Annotated in this window: 14 protein-coding genes and 2 pseudogenes; 5 read left to right on the plus strand and 11 right to left on the minus strand. The window is 50.9% G+C overall.

Annotation, left to right across the window (positions count from 1 at the left end; translation table 11 throughout):
- The first annotated feature begins 177 nt into the window (after nt 1–177).
- The 3 genes and pseudogenes from CCOS864_RS18045 to CCOS864_RS18060 all read left to right on the plus strand — a co-directional run bounded on the left by CCOS864_RS18045 (nt 178) and on the right by CCOS864_RS18060 (nt 1,911).
- A complete protein-coding gene (locus tag CCOS864_RS18045; RefSeq protein ID WP_115087716.1) occupies nt 178–645 on the plus strand; it encodes a hypothetical protein in 468 nt (155 codons plus the stop codon).
- A gap of 296 nt (nt 646–941) precedes the next feature.
- Nucleotides 942–1,223 (plus strand): annotated as a pseudogene (locus tag CCOS864_RS18050) (hypothetical protein); the annotation flags it as partial.
- A 166-nt stretch (nt 1,224–1,389) separates the two neighbouring features.
- Nucleotides 1,390–1,911, plus strand: coding sequence for a GIY-YIG nuclease family protein (locus CCOS864_RS18060; RefSeq protein WP_208644388.1), 522 nt, complete (start codon nt 1,390–1,392; stop codon nt 1,909–1,911).
- On the opposite strand, the gene CCOS864_RS18065 is transcribed toward CCOS864_RS18060, so the two are convergent.
- The 9 genes and pseudogenes from CCOS864_RS18065 to CCOS864_RS18110 form a co-directional block, all read right to left on the minus strand.
- The gene (locus tag CCOS864_RS18065) at nt 1,908–3,134 is read right to left on the minus strand and encodes a PDDEXK-like family protein (RefSeq protein ID WP_115087719.1); all 1,227 of its coding nucleotides are present in this window, start codon (nt 3,132–3,134) and stop codon (nt 1,908–1,910) included. The genes CCOS864_RS18060 and CCOS864_RS18065 overlap by 4 nt on opposite strands.
- A 2-nt stretch (nt 3,135–3,136) precedes the next feature.
- Nucleotides 3,137–3,703, minus strand: coding sequence for a hypothetical protein (locus CCOS864_RS28085; protein WP_148708556.1), 567 nt, complete (start codon nt 3,701–3,703; stop codon nt 3,137–3,139).
- A gap of 406 nt (nt 3,704–4,109) precedes the next feature.
- Nucleotides 4,110–4,531: pseudogene (locus CCOS864_RS18075) on the minus strand (IS3 family transposase); the annotation flags it as partial.
- A gap of 325 nt (nt 4,532–4,856) precedes the next feature.
- Nucleotides 4,857–5,582, minus strand: a complete 726-nt coding sequence (locus CCOS864_RS18080; protein WP_115087721.1) for a hypothetical protein — start codon at nt 5,580–5,582, stop codon at nt 4,857–4,859.
- 392 nt (nt 5,583–5,974) lie between these two features.
- Entirely contained in the window at nt 5,975–6,184 is a 210-nt protein-coding gene (locus tag CCOS864_RS18085; RefSeq protein WP_115087722.1) for a hypothetical protein, read from the minus strand.
- A gap of 62 nt (nt 6,185–6,246) precedes the next feature.
- A complete protein-coding gene (locus CCOS864_RS18090) occupies nt 6,247–6,477 on the minus strand; it encodes a hypothetical protein (RefSeq protein ID WP_115087723.1) in 231 nt (76 codons plus the stop codon).
- A gap of 691 nt (nt 6,478–7,168) precedes the next feature.
- Nucleotides 7,169–7,459, minus strand: a complete 291-nt coding sequence (locus CCOS864_RS28520; protein WP_115087725.1) for a hypothetical protein — start codon at nt 7,457–7,459, stop codon at nt 7,169–7,171.
- Between the two features lie 254 nt (nt 7,460–7,713).
- Nucleotides 7,714–8,082 (minus strand): histone-like nucleoid-structuring protein, MvaT/MvaU family, encoded by a 369-nt coding sequence (locus tag CCOS864_RS18105; RefSeq protein WP_115087726.1) that lies wholly within the window; start codon nt 8,080–8,082, stop codon nt 7,714–7,716.
- 131 nt (nt 8,083–8,213) lie between these two features.
- Complete coding sequence (locus CCOS864_RS18110) at nt 8,214–10,826, minus strand: UvrD-helicase domain-containing protein (protein WP_148708557.1); 2,613 nt, start codon at nt 10,824–10,826, stop codon at nt 8,214–8,216.
- Nucleotides 10,827–11,171: 345 nt separating this feature from the next.
- On the opposite strand from CCOS864_RS18110, the gene CCOS864_RS18115 reads away from it, so the two are divergent.
- Entirely contained in the window at nt 11,172–12,158 is a 987-nt protein-coding gene (locus tag CCOS864_RS18115) for a HamA C-terminal domain-containing protein (RefSeq protein ID WP_115087728.1), read from the plus strand.
- Nucleotides 12,155–14,809 carry a DEAD/DEAH box helicase gene (locus tag CCOS864_RS18120; protein ID WP_115087729.1) on the plus strand — a complete coding sequence of 885 codons (2,655 nt, stop codon included), beginning with the start codon at nt 12,155–12,157 and terminating at the stop codon, nt 14,807–14,809. Before CCOS864_RS18115 ends, CCOS864_RS18120 begins: the two co-directional genes overlap by 4 nt.
- 52 nt (nt 14,810–14,861) lie before the next feature.
- On the opposite strand, the gene CCOS864_RS18125 is transcribed toward CCOS864_RS18120, so the two are convergent.
- Together CCOS864_RS18125 and CCOS864_RS18130 are read right to left on the minus strand one after the other, a co-directional pair.
- Nucleotides 14,862–15,575: a DarT1-associated NADAR antitoxin family protein gene (locus CCOS864_RS18125; protein WP_420849240.1), complete on the minus strand. Its 714-nt coding sequence runs from the start codon at nt 15,573–15,575 to the stop codon at nt 14,862–14,864.
- 2 nt (nt 15,576–15,577) lie between these two features.
- A complete protein-coding gene (locus CCOS864_RS18130) occupies nt 15,578–16,204 on the minus strand; it encodes a DarT ssDNA thymidine ADP-ribosyltransferase family protein (protein ID WP_115087730.1) in 627 nt (208 codons plus the stop codon).
- Nucleotides 16,205–16,324: the final 120 nt, after the last annotated feature.

Below are 16,324 nucleotides of genomic sequence, written 5' to 3' on the forward strand. Positions count from 1 at the left end.
AAGCTAGGGAGCTGGCCAGAGCAGGCGCCGCTTGGGTTGACTGCGCTATTGATGACAGGCGTCAAGCGGCGTAGGCGATATACTTGAAGTCCGGGGATGACTGGGTCAATTGACTCATGGTCTCTCCGGCAACGCAGGCAACCACGCCCGGAATAAAACCACGTCAAGGAGAGTCTCGTGGGGGATCATGAGTATCTGTGCAGTTTGTATGGGTTGGAAGCAGGGGAGGACGAGGATTTGATAGATATCGTCCTTGCGGGAGATACGAAGGAGCTGCGGGCACAGGAAGACATATCTTGCCTTGCTCCAGGTAGGCTTGTTCACCGCATCTGGCTCACCAAAAACGTGCCTGCCTGCGTGGTCAAGGTTGAGCTGAACTCAAGATTGAGTGAAGAGTTGAATCTCAACGGTTTTAACACCCTTTCTTCCAATTCCCCTCAAGACCCTGGATCGTGGTTTGTGGAAAAAGGCTTCACCGTGCGGTCAAAGAAAATTAATGGTTTCTGGCAGCAATATGCCTTCGCGAGTTCGGGGCCTCAGAATTTGACGCGAAGCGAAATTATTTCCTACTTGAGAGACGTCGCATTGCTGGAGTTTGATGAGTCTCAAGTCAATGACTACAGCCTACCGACCAAAGTGGGTTAATTCGAAAAAGAACTTTTCCGCGCGTAATAGATTTGTTTTTATAGCAGCGTGTGTTGCTGAGAACGCAGCGCGACGCCTTCAAGAGCCCGGCCAATGAGCCGGGTTTTTTGTGCCCATTTACAAGCCCTGCGATCGTGCCGGGCTTTTTCGTTTTCGGCCCTATGCCCGGCTTTTTGCTCCAAGCGGATGCCAGAGACATGGAGGCTGAACCTATTTGAGGACTACAGATGAACACTGAGCATCAGGCGCTCACGGATGTACCGATCTGGCTGCTGGTGCTGCTTAGCATGGCTGGGATGGAGATGCCCGGGCGGACTGACCTGTTTGCCGAACGGATGATCAGCGCCCAGGGCTTCAAGGTCGGTCTTGATGGCGAGTACCTGGTGGACTCCGTGGAGCAGGTGTTCACCCAGTCCGGCTGGAGCACCACGGTTGAGTGCAACGGCGGCAAGAAGGGCAAGGCCAAGGCCAAAGGCAAGAAAAAAAAACAAACCAAGCCACTGAAAGTGGTCGAGCTGTCCCCATCGGCCTTGCGTGACCGCCTTGCTGCTGCTGACCCTCTTGCTCCCTACCAATGATGACGCGGGCCTCGAATCGAGCATCGACCGCAGTTTCGCCAGTGCCGGGGTCCTTGTCGGCGGCTTCAAACTCCACCAGTTCAAGCACCACAGCAGGCGCATCCAGAAGCGGACGTTTCTGGGGGAGAAGTCTGCCCCCAAAATAATTATGCCAATGCTGGCCTAAATGGATAGCGAACAGAGGGGAAAAGTGGACTTTAAAGAAGCATTCACCCTGGTAAATGATCTTGCCCAGGCCATGCCTGCGATATTCGACAGGGTCACAATAGAACTCGCCTTTGGTGACGCCAGTCCCGCCATCAGCGGCTGGTCGAACCCAGCCAACTCGGGAATGCTGGTCACCGGCGATGGTGTTGGGTGCAAGAGCGGCGTGTATTTTTTTAGTACCCCTGAAGGGCAAATCCTCTATATCGGTAAGGCAACCCGGAACAACCTGCACCATCGGGTCTGGGACCATGTTAAGACGCCCAGCATCCGAGAAGACGGTTGGCGAACCTATCCCAACCATCGGTTCACAGGGTTTGCGAACTACAAAAATCCAGAGCCTCACGTTCAAGACGGTGAAGCACGGATTGCAGTCATTACGGTCTCTGACCCGGTGGTGTTATCTCTCATTGAGGTCTATCTGCAGACGGCCCACATGAAACGGCACGCTACATTGCCTGCTTTCAACCGACAAATTGGCTAGTCAACTAACTGGCATTGCTTCGTCGCACTGACATTTGCACACTGTAACTCAGGCTGGCCAGACAGCTCAGATTTGATCAGCTCGACAGTGCGCAGCACCTCCTTGACCAATGCCCCGGGATCAGACAAACAGTCCATTTTGCAGGCAACGTTGTCCTGGTAAAGGCATGAGTACCATTTGAACGCATTCCAATTCCGCCACATCAGGTACAAAGGCAATTGAGGCGTTTGCGCCAACAATCCTCCATCGCTCGCCAGTTTCCCGCTACTGACCGGCACCACGCCATAATGCAGCGCATCAGTAGCAACCTCGATTCGTAGCAGCATTCCCTCGACACCAATGTCGAAAAACTGCCCCACGTGCTTCAACCTCAATGCCTTGGGCAGGAACCACTTGCGGCAATTCGCCTCGCTACTTTCATGCCCGGTAAAGTCAATCGGCGATGACACAGGCGTACAACGTTCTGACAATGCGTGTCGCACCGCATCAAAGAAGCCGAACAATACTGTCCCCTTCGCATGGGGCAGTGCCTGGGCGATGGCCTCGGCAGCCTGCAAATTATCGTCGGCAATGAGAAGTGCGATCAGTGCATTTCGTGTGGTATGGGTCATGGCTCGCCCGGTGATTTTCTGGACCAGATTCTTGTACTGGATCAATGCATGCTGAAGTGCGGGCGTCGCGCTTGAGGTGCTGACGCACCGCTCAAGCCAGTCGAGGATGTGCTCCTGGTACGACAGTCGACGGTAGCTCACACCGCAATGACTGCTTGCGTGCGCCTCCGTGCCTTTCTTTGTCAGGTACCACAACTGCCACTGCTTGCCTGAGGCGTTGCCAATATCGTCATAACGCTTGAGTTGTTGGTTGCCGTCGAGGGCGTCGATCTTGTTTTCGATCAGAATGAGGTGATCCCTCAGGTGAATCACCACATCCACACGACCGTACCCCGCGAAAATCTGCTCCTTTTGCACCCTGGCGTCGCGGAGGCTGCATTCGTGTTCGAAACCCATTGTCGACAGGAATAGTTCAAGGAAATACACACCTTGACCGTGACGGCCCTCGGGGCTCAAGAGTTCTGCGATCATCGCCGAGTGAGTGTTGACCTCGGCTCGCTCGATTCGGGTGATGGAGAAGAGGTTGAACAACTCACCGCTTGCTGCGAGTTTGGCGTTCGTCTCCCTCACCAGGCTGCCGGCCTGATTCAACAACAGTTGCACTTTCTCCATGCTCACTGTTTCCCCAGAATCGGATTCAGTATTTTTCGTAGTTCAGACTCGATTAACCCAACCCCAAAGTAAGATGTCAGCGGCGCTTCGAAACTCTGATAACTATATGTAATTTCCACATCACGAATTAAGTGCGGTCTTGCCCGAAGCTTAAGTGCATACGTTCCGGACTCCAGGAGCGATTCGACGTGATTTTTGACTCGATCAGCTATCGACTCTCGCTTCCCTAAATAAAATGGGATGGGTTTGCCTGCTGCCAGTGCCGCTAAGTGATGCTTCCCCCGACTCGGGTAATAACGAGGGATTTTTCCGTCATGCGTTTTGGCCCGTACTGTTCCCCACCGCTCACCAAATTCGCCAAGTTCCGCTGCTGTGGAAAACTGAAATTTCGCTTCGAAGTAATAAATCCCAGGTTTTTGAGGCAGGACAGGAAGCTCATCATCTTCACCGAGATCAAGCGTTTTTTGGGTTTCTCGCAAGTGTTGGGCAAGTGCAGTAATTGGCGCATGTTCAGTCAGTTTTGAATGAGCACTTACCAGTTGCTTCAAAGCCGCTTCAAGTCTTTCCAAAGGTCACTCCCAAGTTCTTAGCACAAAGAGGCACCCAAGAGTGCGTGTTCATGGTGGTGTCCTCCATGTTGTTGGAGGGTAAGGGTGGATCAGTCTCAGTGCGTCGTTGCCGCTATTCGCCCCGTAGCTACCGGTCACAGATCCTGCATCTTCCATTTCAAATCAAAGCTTACATCAGCGCATGACAAGTGCATGCAAGATATGGAACAGGTGCTCGAGAATTTTTCCAGCAGATACATCTGTGTCAGGCCTCGCGGAGGCGGTCGTGAACGGCCTGTACCTTGGTAAAACGTATCCTGCAAGCTCAGTGGTTGCACTTGCTGTAATCGCGTGGGCGTCGGTACTCACGATCGCTCGAAGCAACGGACACCTCGCACAACCTGTTCCGATGGGTGGTGAAATACCGTGAGGCGAGCGCTGGCTTACCGCCGTACTTTCCTGGGCGGCGTCGATACCCTGTCTGAGAGCGCAGTCCTTCAAAACGCATCAGCCTCGCCACACGATGCCGACCACAATCTTCACCGATCTCGCGTAGATCGTCATGTATTTTGCGATAGCCATAAACGCCTCCGCTCTCCAGCCATGAATGCTTGATCAAACCCAGCAGTCGCTGGTCGTCTTTGGCGCGTAGAGATTGCGGCTCAGACAACCAGGCGTAATAACCGCTGGGATGGACTTTCAGCGTCAGGCAAAGCCGTCGAATCGAATAGTCGCCCGCGCGCTGCTTGATAAAGGCGTACTTCAGCCGCACTCCTTGGCAAAGTACGCGGCGGCCTTTTTTAAGATGTCTCGCTCTTCAGTGACGCGCTTGAGTTCTGCTCGCAGCCTCCAGGCGGAGCCGATCCACCTCGTCAGCAGGTCGTCCTTCATCAACGGCTTTCTGGTGGGCTCGGATGGCTTCGAGGGCTTGTCGTAAGAGGGGCTCTCCGGCCTCAGCCATTCCCAGGATCGTCCTCTTCAACTTGAACACCTCTCCTGTCGGCTGGTACGGGGTGTAGGCGTCCGTAATGAGTCCATTTCTGGCGGTTAAGACGTACCCGTGCGCTGGTCATATCAAATGCAAATGGTTGATCAAGTCGAGTGCAAGCAGGTGATCAATTTAATTACCCAGCTGAACAAGTGGTGTTGCCCTTGTGTACACGAAAGCCGTTGCTTAAGTCTTGTCTGCCTCATCTGCAGCGGTTATTGCCTGTTCAGCGACATACTGCTCATAGGAATCAGCCAGCATGTGAAAATATTTGAAAGAAAAGCGCAAGGTTTTCATTGAGATCTTGAACTCCTTGCCGTTTTCATACCCACCATTGTGCGTGTAAGAATTTCTGGCCTTTAATAGAGCCTTGTAATAACTAACCTCTTTGTCATGAGCCCCAGGGAGTGGCAACTCGAACAGGACGTTGCACAATCGCGTCACCTGCATTGGATCATGAAAGGTTTTCTTCTTCAACTTCATAATCAATTCATCACGGGAGCAATCGACCTTAAGTCCAAGATATGTCCTGTCGTATGGCTCAAGGTTATTCAAGTTCGACGCAGCCTTGGTCGCAAGAGCGTAGGACTGGCAGCACAGGAGAAGAAAGTCATGAATCAGTCCCTCGTATGCCGAGACCAACCCTACAAGAAGAGTCCCACGTGAAAACCTGTCTTCTGGGTTATCGCTGAGCAAAGGGAACATCTTCTCCAGTGATGCGATGCTTGACTTATAGCGTTCAAATATGGATGGTAATCCACCGACTACATCCCACCACGCGAAAGCTTTGTCATAAGCCGCACTTTGAATTTCCTCGAGCCTGAGAAGTTTCTGAATTTCTGTATCTAGAGCATCAAGCTCCCGCATTGACTCATCGATATCGAATTCGTCCTCAATGAATTCCTCTAGCATAGCTATTACACCCTATCCATGAATTGCGTATATTTTATGTGATATAAAATTTGATGCAGGCCATTCAAGGCCTTAGTACGACCCAAAAGAGACATTTGGCCATCGCCCAGCATCATGAACGATCAAGTGATGAACAAGCCCCCCGTCCTGTCTGGTGTCCTTAAGGATGTGCGGCTGCTGAAGCGAGGCATCATCCCGGCTCAGATCTCATTTCATTTATATCCCCGAGCCTAAAACTGTCCGCTATGGGTCGTTAGCGGTCAATCGTGAATTACTGCTTTCGCCTCTCAGCCATGCGGACAGCTGGTCAGCATCGATGAGAATCACTGGTCACCTGTAGGGCAACTTCCCACTTCATGCATGCAGGAGATCGGTCTGATGTAGGCCATCTGTTAATGACCTTTTTCTCCGGGCCCGCCAAGGGCGTTCAGCTGGTAGTCGGTGACCGCCTGGAAACGATGTTCAGCCATCAACCGAAGGCGCTCCAGCTCCGCTCCAACTACCCCCGCAGCCTGGGCTTGATGGTAGATCTTCAGCGCTTCCACAGCCTCGGTGTACAGAGGGTGGTCGGGCATGAGCACCTTGCTCAGATCTCTTTTCACGATCTCTTCCTTTCGCCATGGCTATCCCGACACGACGCCATGCCACCAAGGCGTGTATTAGCCTACCACTGCTGATCCGCTTGGACAGAGTGGGCGTACATCAATGCTTCATCCGCGAGCTCAAGCATGTCGGCCAAGGTTCCTGAATCGACGGCATGCATGTCACGTAGTGCGTATGCGTGATGCAGAAGCTCCCGGTGATGTTTCTTCGGCGAGTGGAGCAGTGCCTGGGTGTCGTTGAGCAGCTGCCGCCACTCTTGAATCGACATTACGGGCAGATTGCTGCCTGTCATGGCGGTATTCTCTATTGCTGTATGGGTATACAGTATTCGGAAAATACCCGGCTGCATAGGTACTGCGGACGAAATGCGCCTCCGATGAGAACAGATCGGTCGCTGGAACCTGGTAGGTTTTCATTGGAAGTGGCGATGCCTCGCCCAAATGGAAAGATTGTTCCAGGTGACGCAACGCTACGCCGCAATGGGGAGTGTAGGGTCGAGATTTGTCACGCTTCGATGGCGTCGATTTCAACGTGTTATGTTCGGGCTATCACCCAAGGAGCGGAGTCATGGATCAGATTACCCAACTCGACGACAGCATCGAGCGTTTGGCCCGTATCGCGGATGAGCTTGAACAGCAAGTAGCTCCGTGCCCCGCATCCCGATTGAGATTGATCACCTGGGTCACCGACTGGGTAGGCAGTCCGTCAAGGTTGGACGAGATTGAGCAGGGGTTGCCGAGCATCCCACAAAGCCTAGTTTCGGCTTACACAGCCTGGGTTCACACAAGCGATATGCGATAGCCCTCGCCCCATACTATTCACGTCCTTTTCACATGCAGTATGGGAGCGTTAGCTATCCCTACGTGTGATAGATCTTGCCCGTCTAGCAGCGGGCTTTCTTTTGCCCGCAATAACCATTATCGCAAGAATCCGTGATCGCTGGCATCTGTGCACAGCGACCACCAGAGTGCTGATTTTGTCGTCTAGGCCACTTGTTTCACAGTAGGCCGCTGATCAGTAGCCAGGCGTCTTGCACACCCTACACCCCAGGCTAAAGCTCGGGTCATCGACTCACCCGGTAGAGAGTCGAAGGCTTCTTCGTGAAGGGCCATGCCACCGCCCGCGTACACACCGATGAACATTTGCGTCTGGCCGGTTCGGGAGAGCCTCACTTGGACGTCAATCGAGGTGCCGTCATCCAGTTCCTCGTCATGGCTCCGGTGATGAAGCACAGGATCCGCCCAAGCCCAAAAAACTTCACCGCGTATACGCATTCCGCTCTCCTACGACTTTAGTCTTATAGTCAATCAACCATAGCGCGGGATGATGACGTTTCAACCCTCCAGGAGAGTGGCTGTCATAATTCAGACAACCGGCAGAAAATCCCTACAAAACAGAGTCCTATGTGCTCGCCACAGGTGCTGATGCACCATCAAGTGGGTCAGCAAACGCACCTGCCAACACCTGACAACACCACCATAGAAAAAGCCCCCATCAGGGGGCTTTAGCAGACTGCCGGTGGAACGTGTTACTGGGCAAGCCAGCCTTCCACCACGTCGCCGCCATACTGGGCTTTCCACTCCTTGAGCAGCTTGTGATTGCCGCCCTTGGTCTCGATGATCTCGCCGTTATGCGGATTCTTATACTGCTTAACCTGGCGCGCACGACGCGGGGCCTTTTCAGCTGCTGCAGGGGCGGCGGCACGACGGTTGGCTTGAGGATCTAGGATGTTGATGATGTCGCGCAGGCTGTAGCCGTACTCAGCCAGCAAGTCACGCAGTTTGGTCTCAAATTGAATTTCTTTCTGCAGTTCAGAGCTGCCTTTCAGGGCTTCGAGCTCTGCGAGTTGAGCAGCCAGTTGTTGCTCAAGCTGTCGAAATTCAGCCAAACGGGACATGAATAAACCTCAAGTATGGTAGGAAACAGGCCTACATCTTAAACCATTTGAAGGCCATTTGATTCCGCCAGCTACCGCTTAATCGTTACCTGTGAGCAACAGAAAATCGCGGCAGCTGGGACAACACCCGGTTACTTCCGGAAATCACTAAAGTAGGCTTGGCCGTTGTCAATCTTCTCCGACGCCTTCGGGAAGCTCTTCACACCGCCCTTCGACTCGTCCAAGAACCAGTAGCAGTGCAGCTTTGCCCTGGTGATAGCCACATACGCAAGTCTCATAACTTCCTCTCCTTGCGCGTAATCGTAGGCCCTGGCTTCTCCATTCATTTCGAGCTTGGCCAAGGCATACGCTTGGTTACGCCAGTCGGAGGACGTCAACTGCTCACAGTCGCCCAGCATGAACACGGCATCGGCCTCGAGGCCCTTGGAGCCATGATAGGTCATGAGCCGAATATCGTCGGCACGCTCCTCCATCCTGGCTCTATACTTCAGATCGCGAACCAGTTCATCCGCTTCCTTCAGCGTGCTTCTTGACCGAGAAAGCACCATGATCTCGTGGCCCTGCTCGTAATGCTGCTCAACCAAGTTGACCAGTTGCTCATCATCCTTGTCCCAGAGCTGGACTGGATAATGCAAATCCTTCACGTCAGGATGCGCCGCTTCACCGTGCTTACCAGGGATACCGCGAGTGTGAGTCACGATGCTTTCAGCAGCATCAATTACCATCTGCTGAGATCTGAAATTCTGCTGCAGCTTGATATCGAGCGTTCTAGGCGATGGGAAATATTGCTTGAAATGCTGGAAGAACTTGGGTGAGCTTCCTCTCCATCCGTAAATACTCTGCCAATCATCTCCGACTGCCATGAGAGATGGGAAGACCAAGCCTTCCGGAGAATGGAATTTTAGGCCACGATGCCGAAGCTCTCCTAGAACGCCACGCAACCAACTTATAGTGTTCGCTCCACAGTCCTGGAATTCGTCCACCAGAGTAACCATCTGGGCGTCCAATATATTACTCGGAATATTCTTGAAGTTTTCTTCGGCATGTTCGCTAAACATCGCGAACATTTTGTTAAAGGTGAAAATTGGCGCACTCTGTTTAGAGAGAAATTCCTCAAATGCCGGCCAGAAAATACCAAGCGCCTCAAAAAATTTGGCTTCTATAGCACCTTCCTTGAAGTTCATACCCTTGGTGGCCGCAGGCACATCCAGCCCAAGGTTTTCCAAGAAAGAGGCACAACTGTGAAACGCTGCCATGATCGGCGCGGGCTTGATATCCCCTCCGACCTGATAGCTAAACTTCGGTACCCCTGAGACTTTTCCTCGCAAGGTCTCAAGAGAATGTAACGCGTCGGCGTAGCTGGTAAAATAGAGAACTCTCTTCGAGAAGAAGAGCTGGAAGAAAATTCTCCGCATGTGCAGTGCCTGGGAAAGCTTGACCTGCTTTTTACCATCTTTAATTTTGATGGTGTCTGGCTCATTCGCGTCAAGCCCGAGCACTACGTAAGCATTTAAGTCTTTAGCATATCCATGGGCATGGAATGTCTTACCGCAGAGGGTGAGCGGGTGGAGTTTTTCGGTGATTTCTGGCAAAGGCCAGTGACCGGCCTTCCGCCACAGCGCCTCCACGGCCTCGCAGGCCTCAACATCCCGATCCGAACAAGCCTTGATGGCAAAGATGCGTTTAGCGTTCTCTGGATCCTCAGGGTTTAGGGGATCCCCTATACCGATACCATGCTCGAATAAGGCCAGGATCAGCTCTCGGAACCGCGTGTCAGTCTCGAAGAGATTTTGATAGCACCGATCCATCAAATCCAGCTGCCGCACGTTGAGTCGGATGTCCAGCACGTTCTCCGGCTCTTCGTCTTTGTCGGTTGCGTCTTCGCTTAGGAACTCAAATGCCTTGGCGCCCTGAAGCTGCGGCGACCACCTGAAGAAATCAAGAATGCGAGAGTGGAATGTCCGAACGAAGGATTTTCCCTTCTCTTCGTCCATTGGAATATCCCACTTGGCAAACACCTTGACCACCTTAGAGATGAAGTCGAACCGGGAGTCACGCGTAAACGTTACGACGGTGATTTTCGACTCAGGTACTTTCAGATAGTGCTTCAGCACGAGAAGCCGCAAGACCATTGTGGTGGACTTGCCGCTGCCAGCGCCGGCAACGACGCAGGTGGATGGGGTTTTGGACAGGATCATTTCCCACTGAGGGTCAGTGGGCTGTTGGTGTGCCGGCAGCTTTTCTTTGATGTCAGCGCGGATGCGTTGCTCAAGCTCCTCCGAAATGGGGAAGTCGAAGTGCTCAAACAGGTTGGTGTCCACCCCTGGCGCAACATCCGTAGGTCGAACGCCCGGCTTCAAGTCCAGTACGAGCTGCCCCGCTTTATAACCGTTTTCATAACCTTTTTGCTTTCCGGCTTCATGGCCGTCAGCGAATCCATCCTCACGACCTTTAATGAGACCTTGGCCGTACCCTAACTCACGTCCCACCTGATGGCCTTCATCGCGACCTTCCTTACGGCCCAGCTTCTTACCTTCCTCGTGTCCAACCTCGTAGCCTGACGCCTTACCTGCCGTCCATGAGTTGGAGTCATGAGCCTTAATTTTTTCTAGCAGCCACCGGGCAAAGGTATGCACCTTTTTTTGCCATGTCCCATCCTTGGGGGTCAGTTGCTGATTCGATGGCACGCGCTTCTGCTTGCCCTGAGAAGCCGCTTCATTACCTGATTCATGTAGAGATCCCACTTGGTACCAACCTTTTACGATTTCCTATCAACCAAGCGGCAAGCCGCCTGCTGCACTGCACTCAGCGCCCCGGCGGCGGCAATCAGCCCCTTGTTACTCAATCAACATTCAGCTTTAGGCTGCCGCGAGCCAGGGCCTCAATACCGAGGAAGGTAGCACGGGGCCATACCCTTTCTGCAAGCTATACAAGCCGAGGAAGGAGCTCCGCTTGAGGTGCCTAGCTTTGGCTTGGCACAGGAAGGGCTCTCAGCTCACCGTATCTAGTACGCCTGTCGTAGAAGCGGCACCAAGCGAAGCGGCTGTAGTATCATTCTGGCACTACGCAGCCATCCAGAAGGGATTCAGATGCAAAAGCTGTTCGAGGGTATCACCTGGAGTGACTGCCTCACCGTCAAAACTGATTGGGTTGAGAACTTTTTTCATCGGATCCCTGAGGTTCTGGATCTCAAAGTCCGGGCACACGCATTGTCCCTGAAATTTTCGGGGAACCGTCAAGAAAGCCTAGCTTTAGCAAAATATGTCGGAAATAGAATCGAGCATTATGTATTCGATAAAAACGAACTGGATGAATACAGAGCTAGGGACGAAAACCCGTTCCCTATGGCATCTAGTTTTTTCGCAAATACCGATCCAGTGTTCGATGGAAAGTACGGCGAGCTAATACTCTACCTGCTAGTCGAAGCCATTTTCGAAACTCCGATGGTATGCCACAAGCTGAGCTTGCTCACCAACGTGAAAGACCAAGTAAAAGGTGGCGATGGTATATTTTTTGGAGAACGGCACAACAACATATCTATATTAATCGGCGAATCTAAAATATATCAGGAGCTGGGCGGAGCGATTGGCAGCTCACTAGACTCAATCGACAGATTCAACCAAAACTATCTACCAAGCTCCCTAGACCATGAGCTTTTCATCGCCCGATCTAATATTTCAAAAAACTTTACCCTTGACCAGGCAAAAGCTCTACTTAAAGCATTCCGCCCTGGGACAGAAGAATATCAAGCCTGCAACAAGATATTCCCAATACTCCTCATTTACGACGACAAGAAAATTGACAGTATTGAGGAGGAAGCGAGCAACAAAGATCACGCAGAAGAGCTTGTTGCTGAATGGATCAAAGAGCATGCCGCAGAAGCAGTCAAGAGCATAAGATCTAGGCTAGACAACAAATCAGAATTACGAAAGCTATTTCTCGAATTTTTCCTCATACCAATGAGCAGTGTTGAAGTTTTCAAAAAGACTCTTTTCAAACAAATTCACGGCATTGAATTCAAAGAACCACCTAAGGATCCAAAGCCTAAGAAAGCAGCTAGGAAGGCCAGCAAATGAACAGGGATTCTGAAACCCTCCCCCTAGAGGCGTCTAGGGATGAGGAATTCGTAGAGATTTACGATAACTTGCTGAAGCACCTATTCCTCAGTAAGCAGGCCGGAACGCAAGAAGAAGTTACAATCTCACCTCAGAAGCTTCAACACGCCACATGGCTTGCGTCTATAATTTCTCTTAGCAAATCTGAACCCCTAAAAAACCTTGCCAACTCGTTTGGTGCGTTACTACATCTTTACTCCCCCAGCAATTCCGCATATCAGCGCGCCTGCTACATTATCCAATCCAGATCTGGAAATCTGCTTTCAAGTAGACACATACCCAACATCTTTGAAAATGGTCAGTATCTGAATAGCTTTGGCGCACTACTTGACCTTGAGCTTGGCGCGACTAGGGGACGACTGACTCACAAATTGGAAGGCGCTGGAGAGTTTGTATTCACAGATTACCAGGCAAGGCTGTGGTCAGGGATTCGAAGTGGCTCTAACGTTGCCATTTCCGCGCCTACATCTGCCGGCAAGTCATTTATCATCCGGCGATACATTGTTGAAAAACTGAGAACAAAACCTGAAACAGCAATATTTGTAGTTCCGACCAAAGCGCTGATCAACCAGGTCAGCATGGACTTCAAATCAGACCTCAAAGACAACGCTCACGTATACACCACATACCGACCGCAGGAAGAGAATGATAAATCCATAATTTACGTCCTGACTCCAGAGAGATGTAACAAGCTGCTGCAAGACAAAACGACCAGGCCACCTTCAATTATTTTTATTGACGAAGTCCACAACCTTGAGGCTGAAGGTCGAGGTATGGTCTTTGAAAACTGTCTTTATGGCCTTGTGGCTCGATTCCCTAATAGCCAATTTATCTTTGCCGGCCCGTTCATTGAAGACATCGTCACCCCATTGAAAGAGCTCTCAGGGCTGGATCTCATCGATGAGACAACAGTAGCTACTCCAGTATTCCAGGTTAGAGCTGCAATCACGTTCCTTCCTAGAACTTCAAAAGCCGAGTATCGTATTTTCAGCCAGACTGGCAACATCATATCCGGCACAACAGTCTTGAATAAGAAACTATATTCGAAGGCGAAGGGCAAGAAGGGTGAAGCAATTTCAACTTTCCTGCAAAACCTAAAACAGGACGAGAGCTGCATCATCTTCGCACCACGAAAGTCCACAGCAGAAAGCTGGGCACTTGAGCTCCCCCCCTCTAGTAAGGCTAGTATTGAGCAAACCGAGGCAATCGGCGAACTCATCGACTTTCTGGCAGAAGAAATCCACCCCGATTACTCTCTAATCAGAACCCTGAGAAACGGCGTGGCGTTTCACCACGCAGGGCTTCCTGACATCGCCAGAATTGAGATCGAAGAGCTTTATTCACAAGAAGTAATTACCAATCTTGTTTGCACCTCTACACTCCTACAAGGCGTCAACCTTCCTGCTGACAAGCTCATTGTCATCAACCCAAAAAATGATACAACTCCACTGACGCCGTTTGAGTTCAAAAACCTGATTGGCCGCGCCGGGCGCATCAGCACGAATCTCTACGGCGAAGTTTATTGTTTGGAAGTCAAAGACGAAGAATGGGGAGAGGAAAAGCTTACTAACGAGGAAAAAACCAAAATCAAGCCCAATACTACTTCTATCCTGCAGGAGCATACGGATACTTTAATCCGTCTAGCCACAGCGACTCGCGGCGAGATAGTCGAGGACTTGGAGGGCAGCAAGCTTTACACTACAATTTGCTATCTCAGGCACTTATTCGTTTCCGACCAAAAGCACTTTGATCGCCTACTAGATACTTCGAGAATAAATCCGCAGCACCGAACTCTACTTGAGGAACAACTCTCTGGAATCAAAGATCAGCTATCTATTCCTTTGGAGCTTCTTCGCCAAAACCCATATGTAGATCCTCTGCTTCAAAATCAGCTTTACCTACAAATTCAAGCAGATCCATATGCATGGATCCCTACAAGCTTCCCCAACTCGCGACGCTCAACTACACCCACGGAAGAAATTGACTTCGAAGACCTAAGTTTCTATGAGCAATTCGATGACATCGCCCGTAGGCTCGACTCAATCTTCCACATAGAGGCTGAAGTCAACTCGAAATGGGGGGACTACATCGGAATCCGTCCATTGATCTATGATGCCTTCCAATGGATGTCCGGGAAACCGCACCGGTACTTCATTGATAAGTACCTGGTAAGGCTCAATGCAAACACTGACGAACCTGAAAAAGATGACAGCTCTGATGGTAGCCCTAAAACTCGAAGCGTAGACAGGGCCGCTAGCCACGTAACCAAGAACATTAGTAGCAACATCACATTCAAGCTCGTGAAATATTTTTCTCTTTGGTCAGACATAACCAAAGCATGCTTACCAGAGTCAGAACATGAGCAGCATGCATATGCACTGAGTCTGCCATCGATGATTGAACTCGGCAGTTACGACCCAAGAGTTCTGGAACTAATGTCACTTGGCATCAATAGAAGTATTGCGCTCAAGCTACGAAAGGATCTGCCAACAAATGTAGAAAATGTTGAGGCTTGGCTACAGAAATACAATACTGCCCGGCTTTCCCCCCTACTCCGCAGATATCTAGAGCGCTCGGGGCTCACCAAAAGACACGAGCTGCAAGCATACTGATCTTGGTGATGGAGCTGGGCCACCAGCTCCACTGAAAAAACACACTACACATCTACAATAAAAAATCACCTTGAACGTCTTCGCTTTGGCTCGCACTTGATACCACAGCGCCACTCACTATTGAAAGAAATGACTCCTTTGAGGCCAGAGCCTTGTCCAGCAGACTTTGCTTATGCAAAGAAACAAACAAGGCTATAGAGTACGCCTGGCAGTTTATAGACTTCTCTGGATTAAATTCAATATCAGTAAACGCTGAGTATGAGAGAATTTCATCAATGACATCTGGCGACTGCTTTTTTAATGCATTGATATACAACCAATCATAAAAAGCCGTGCGCGGCTCCAACTCCCAATCCGCGCCGTAAAACCTAAACTTCACCAACCTACCAGAGCTTTTTATTCTTTCATCGAGTTTTGCCTCTCGAGACGTCTTCGAAAACAAATCTTTAAAGGGGCCACCCCTTTCGAAGACCTTACTCCCCTGAAAGGCGCACTCTACACTCATAGTGAAGTTTTGCTTTAGAGTGGTAAAGCTTAAGTTGAAAGCACTCAGTGCTACACCTAACTTTTCCCTGGACTTACTAGAAACCTCCAGTATCTCACCGATAGTTGGCACAGCTTCCTTAGCAGCAGCGTGCAACGAGTCAATTGACCGCTGCTTCTGAGCCACGGACATGCCAGGGAACCACTTGAAGTCTACGGAGTTAGTCCGCGCGAGGGTTTCAGCCCCTGGCGTAGGGATGAAAACTGGTCGGAATGCCATCATTACTACCTTACGAAAGAGCGCGCGGCAAAAAAACCGCTGCCAGAGCCCTGGATCAACAGTTTACGATCTCCACAGCGAGCTGCGTGGATGTTTCGCGCATTCTGGGTTTGAAAAGCTACCCCTGTGATCAGGTTCGGCTCAATATCATCGAAGACTAACACCTCCGCTTGGGGATCTGTAGGGTCAAACTTTTTCAGCCTTTGCTCCTGACGTGTCCCTAGGCCATCAATCTCGTCGAACATGCCCTGGAACGCGGTCAAAGTCTGCAGATTCGCAACGGTTTGCTGGGCCATCCCGTTTGTCGCAGCGTTACGCTGACAAAACCCGCAATTCTTAGTCCAAAGCACGGATTGATCAATGCCAAGTACCACCCATTCAGTGTTTGGCTGCTGACGATATTTGTAAAACATGTGGTAGTTTGGAAATGCGATGGACAGCGAGGTGCCATCGAGGTGCCCATCCAAGCGTAGCTCATCATTGATCACTGGCTGATTACAGAACGCCCCATGCTTGCTGACAGGGCGGAGGCCATGCTGAAGAATTGATGGCAGGTTTTCGAGCCGGGTGAAATGCACTAGGTAGGGAATCTCGCGTGCCTGGCTGTAAGCTTGAATTTCGGGTCTTGGCATGGCGGTACCTTCACGGTTATGTGGGATACCTTCAGCCTAGTCAAGCGAAACGGATTTGCAGTGGCTCAACGCCACTATCTATGTAACAAAACAAGACAGCGCCGGCACTAACTGTTTTCC

The organism is Pseudomonas wadenswilerensis (assembly GCF_900497695.1).
Classification (GTDB): Bacteria; Pseudomonadota; Gammaproteobacteria; order Pseudomonadales; family Pseudomonadaceae; genus Aquipseudomonas; species Aquipseudomonas wadenswilerensis.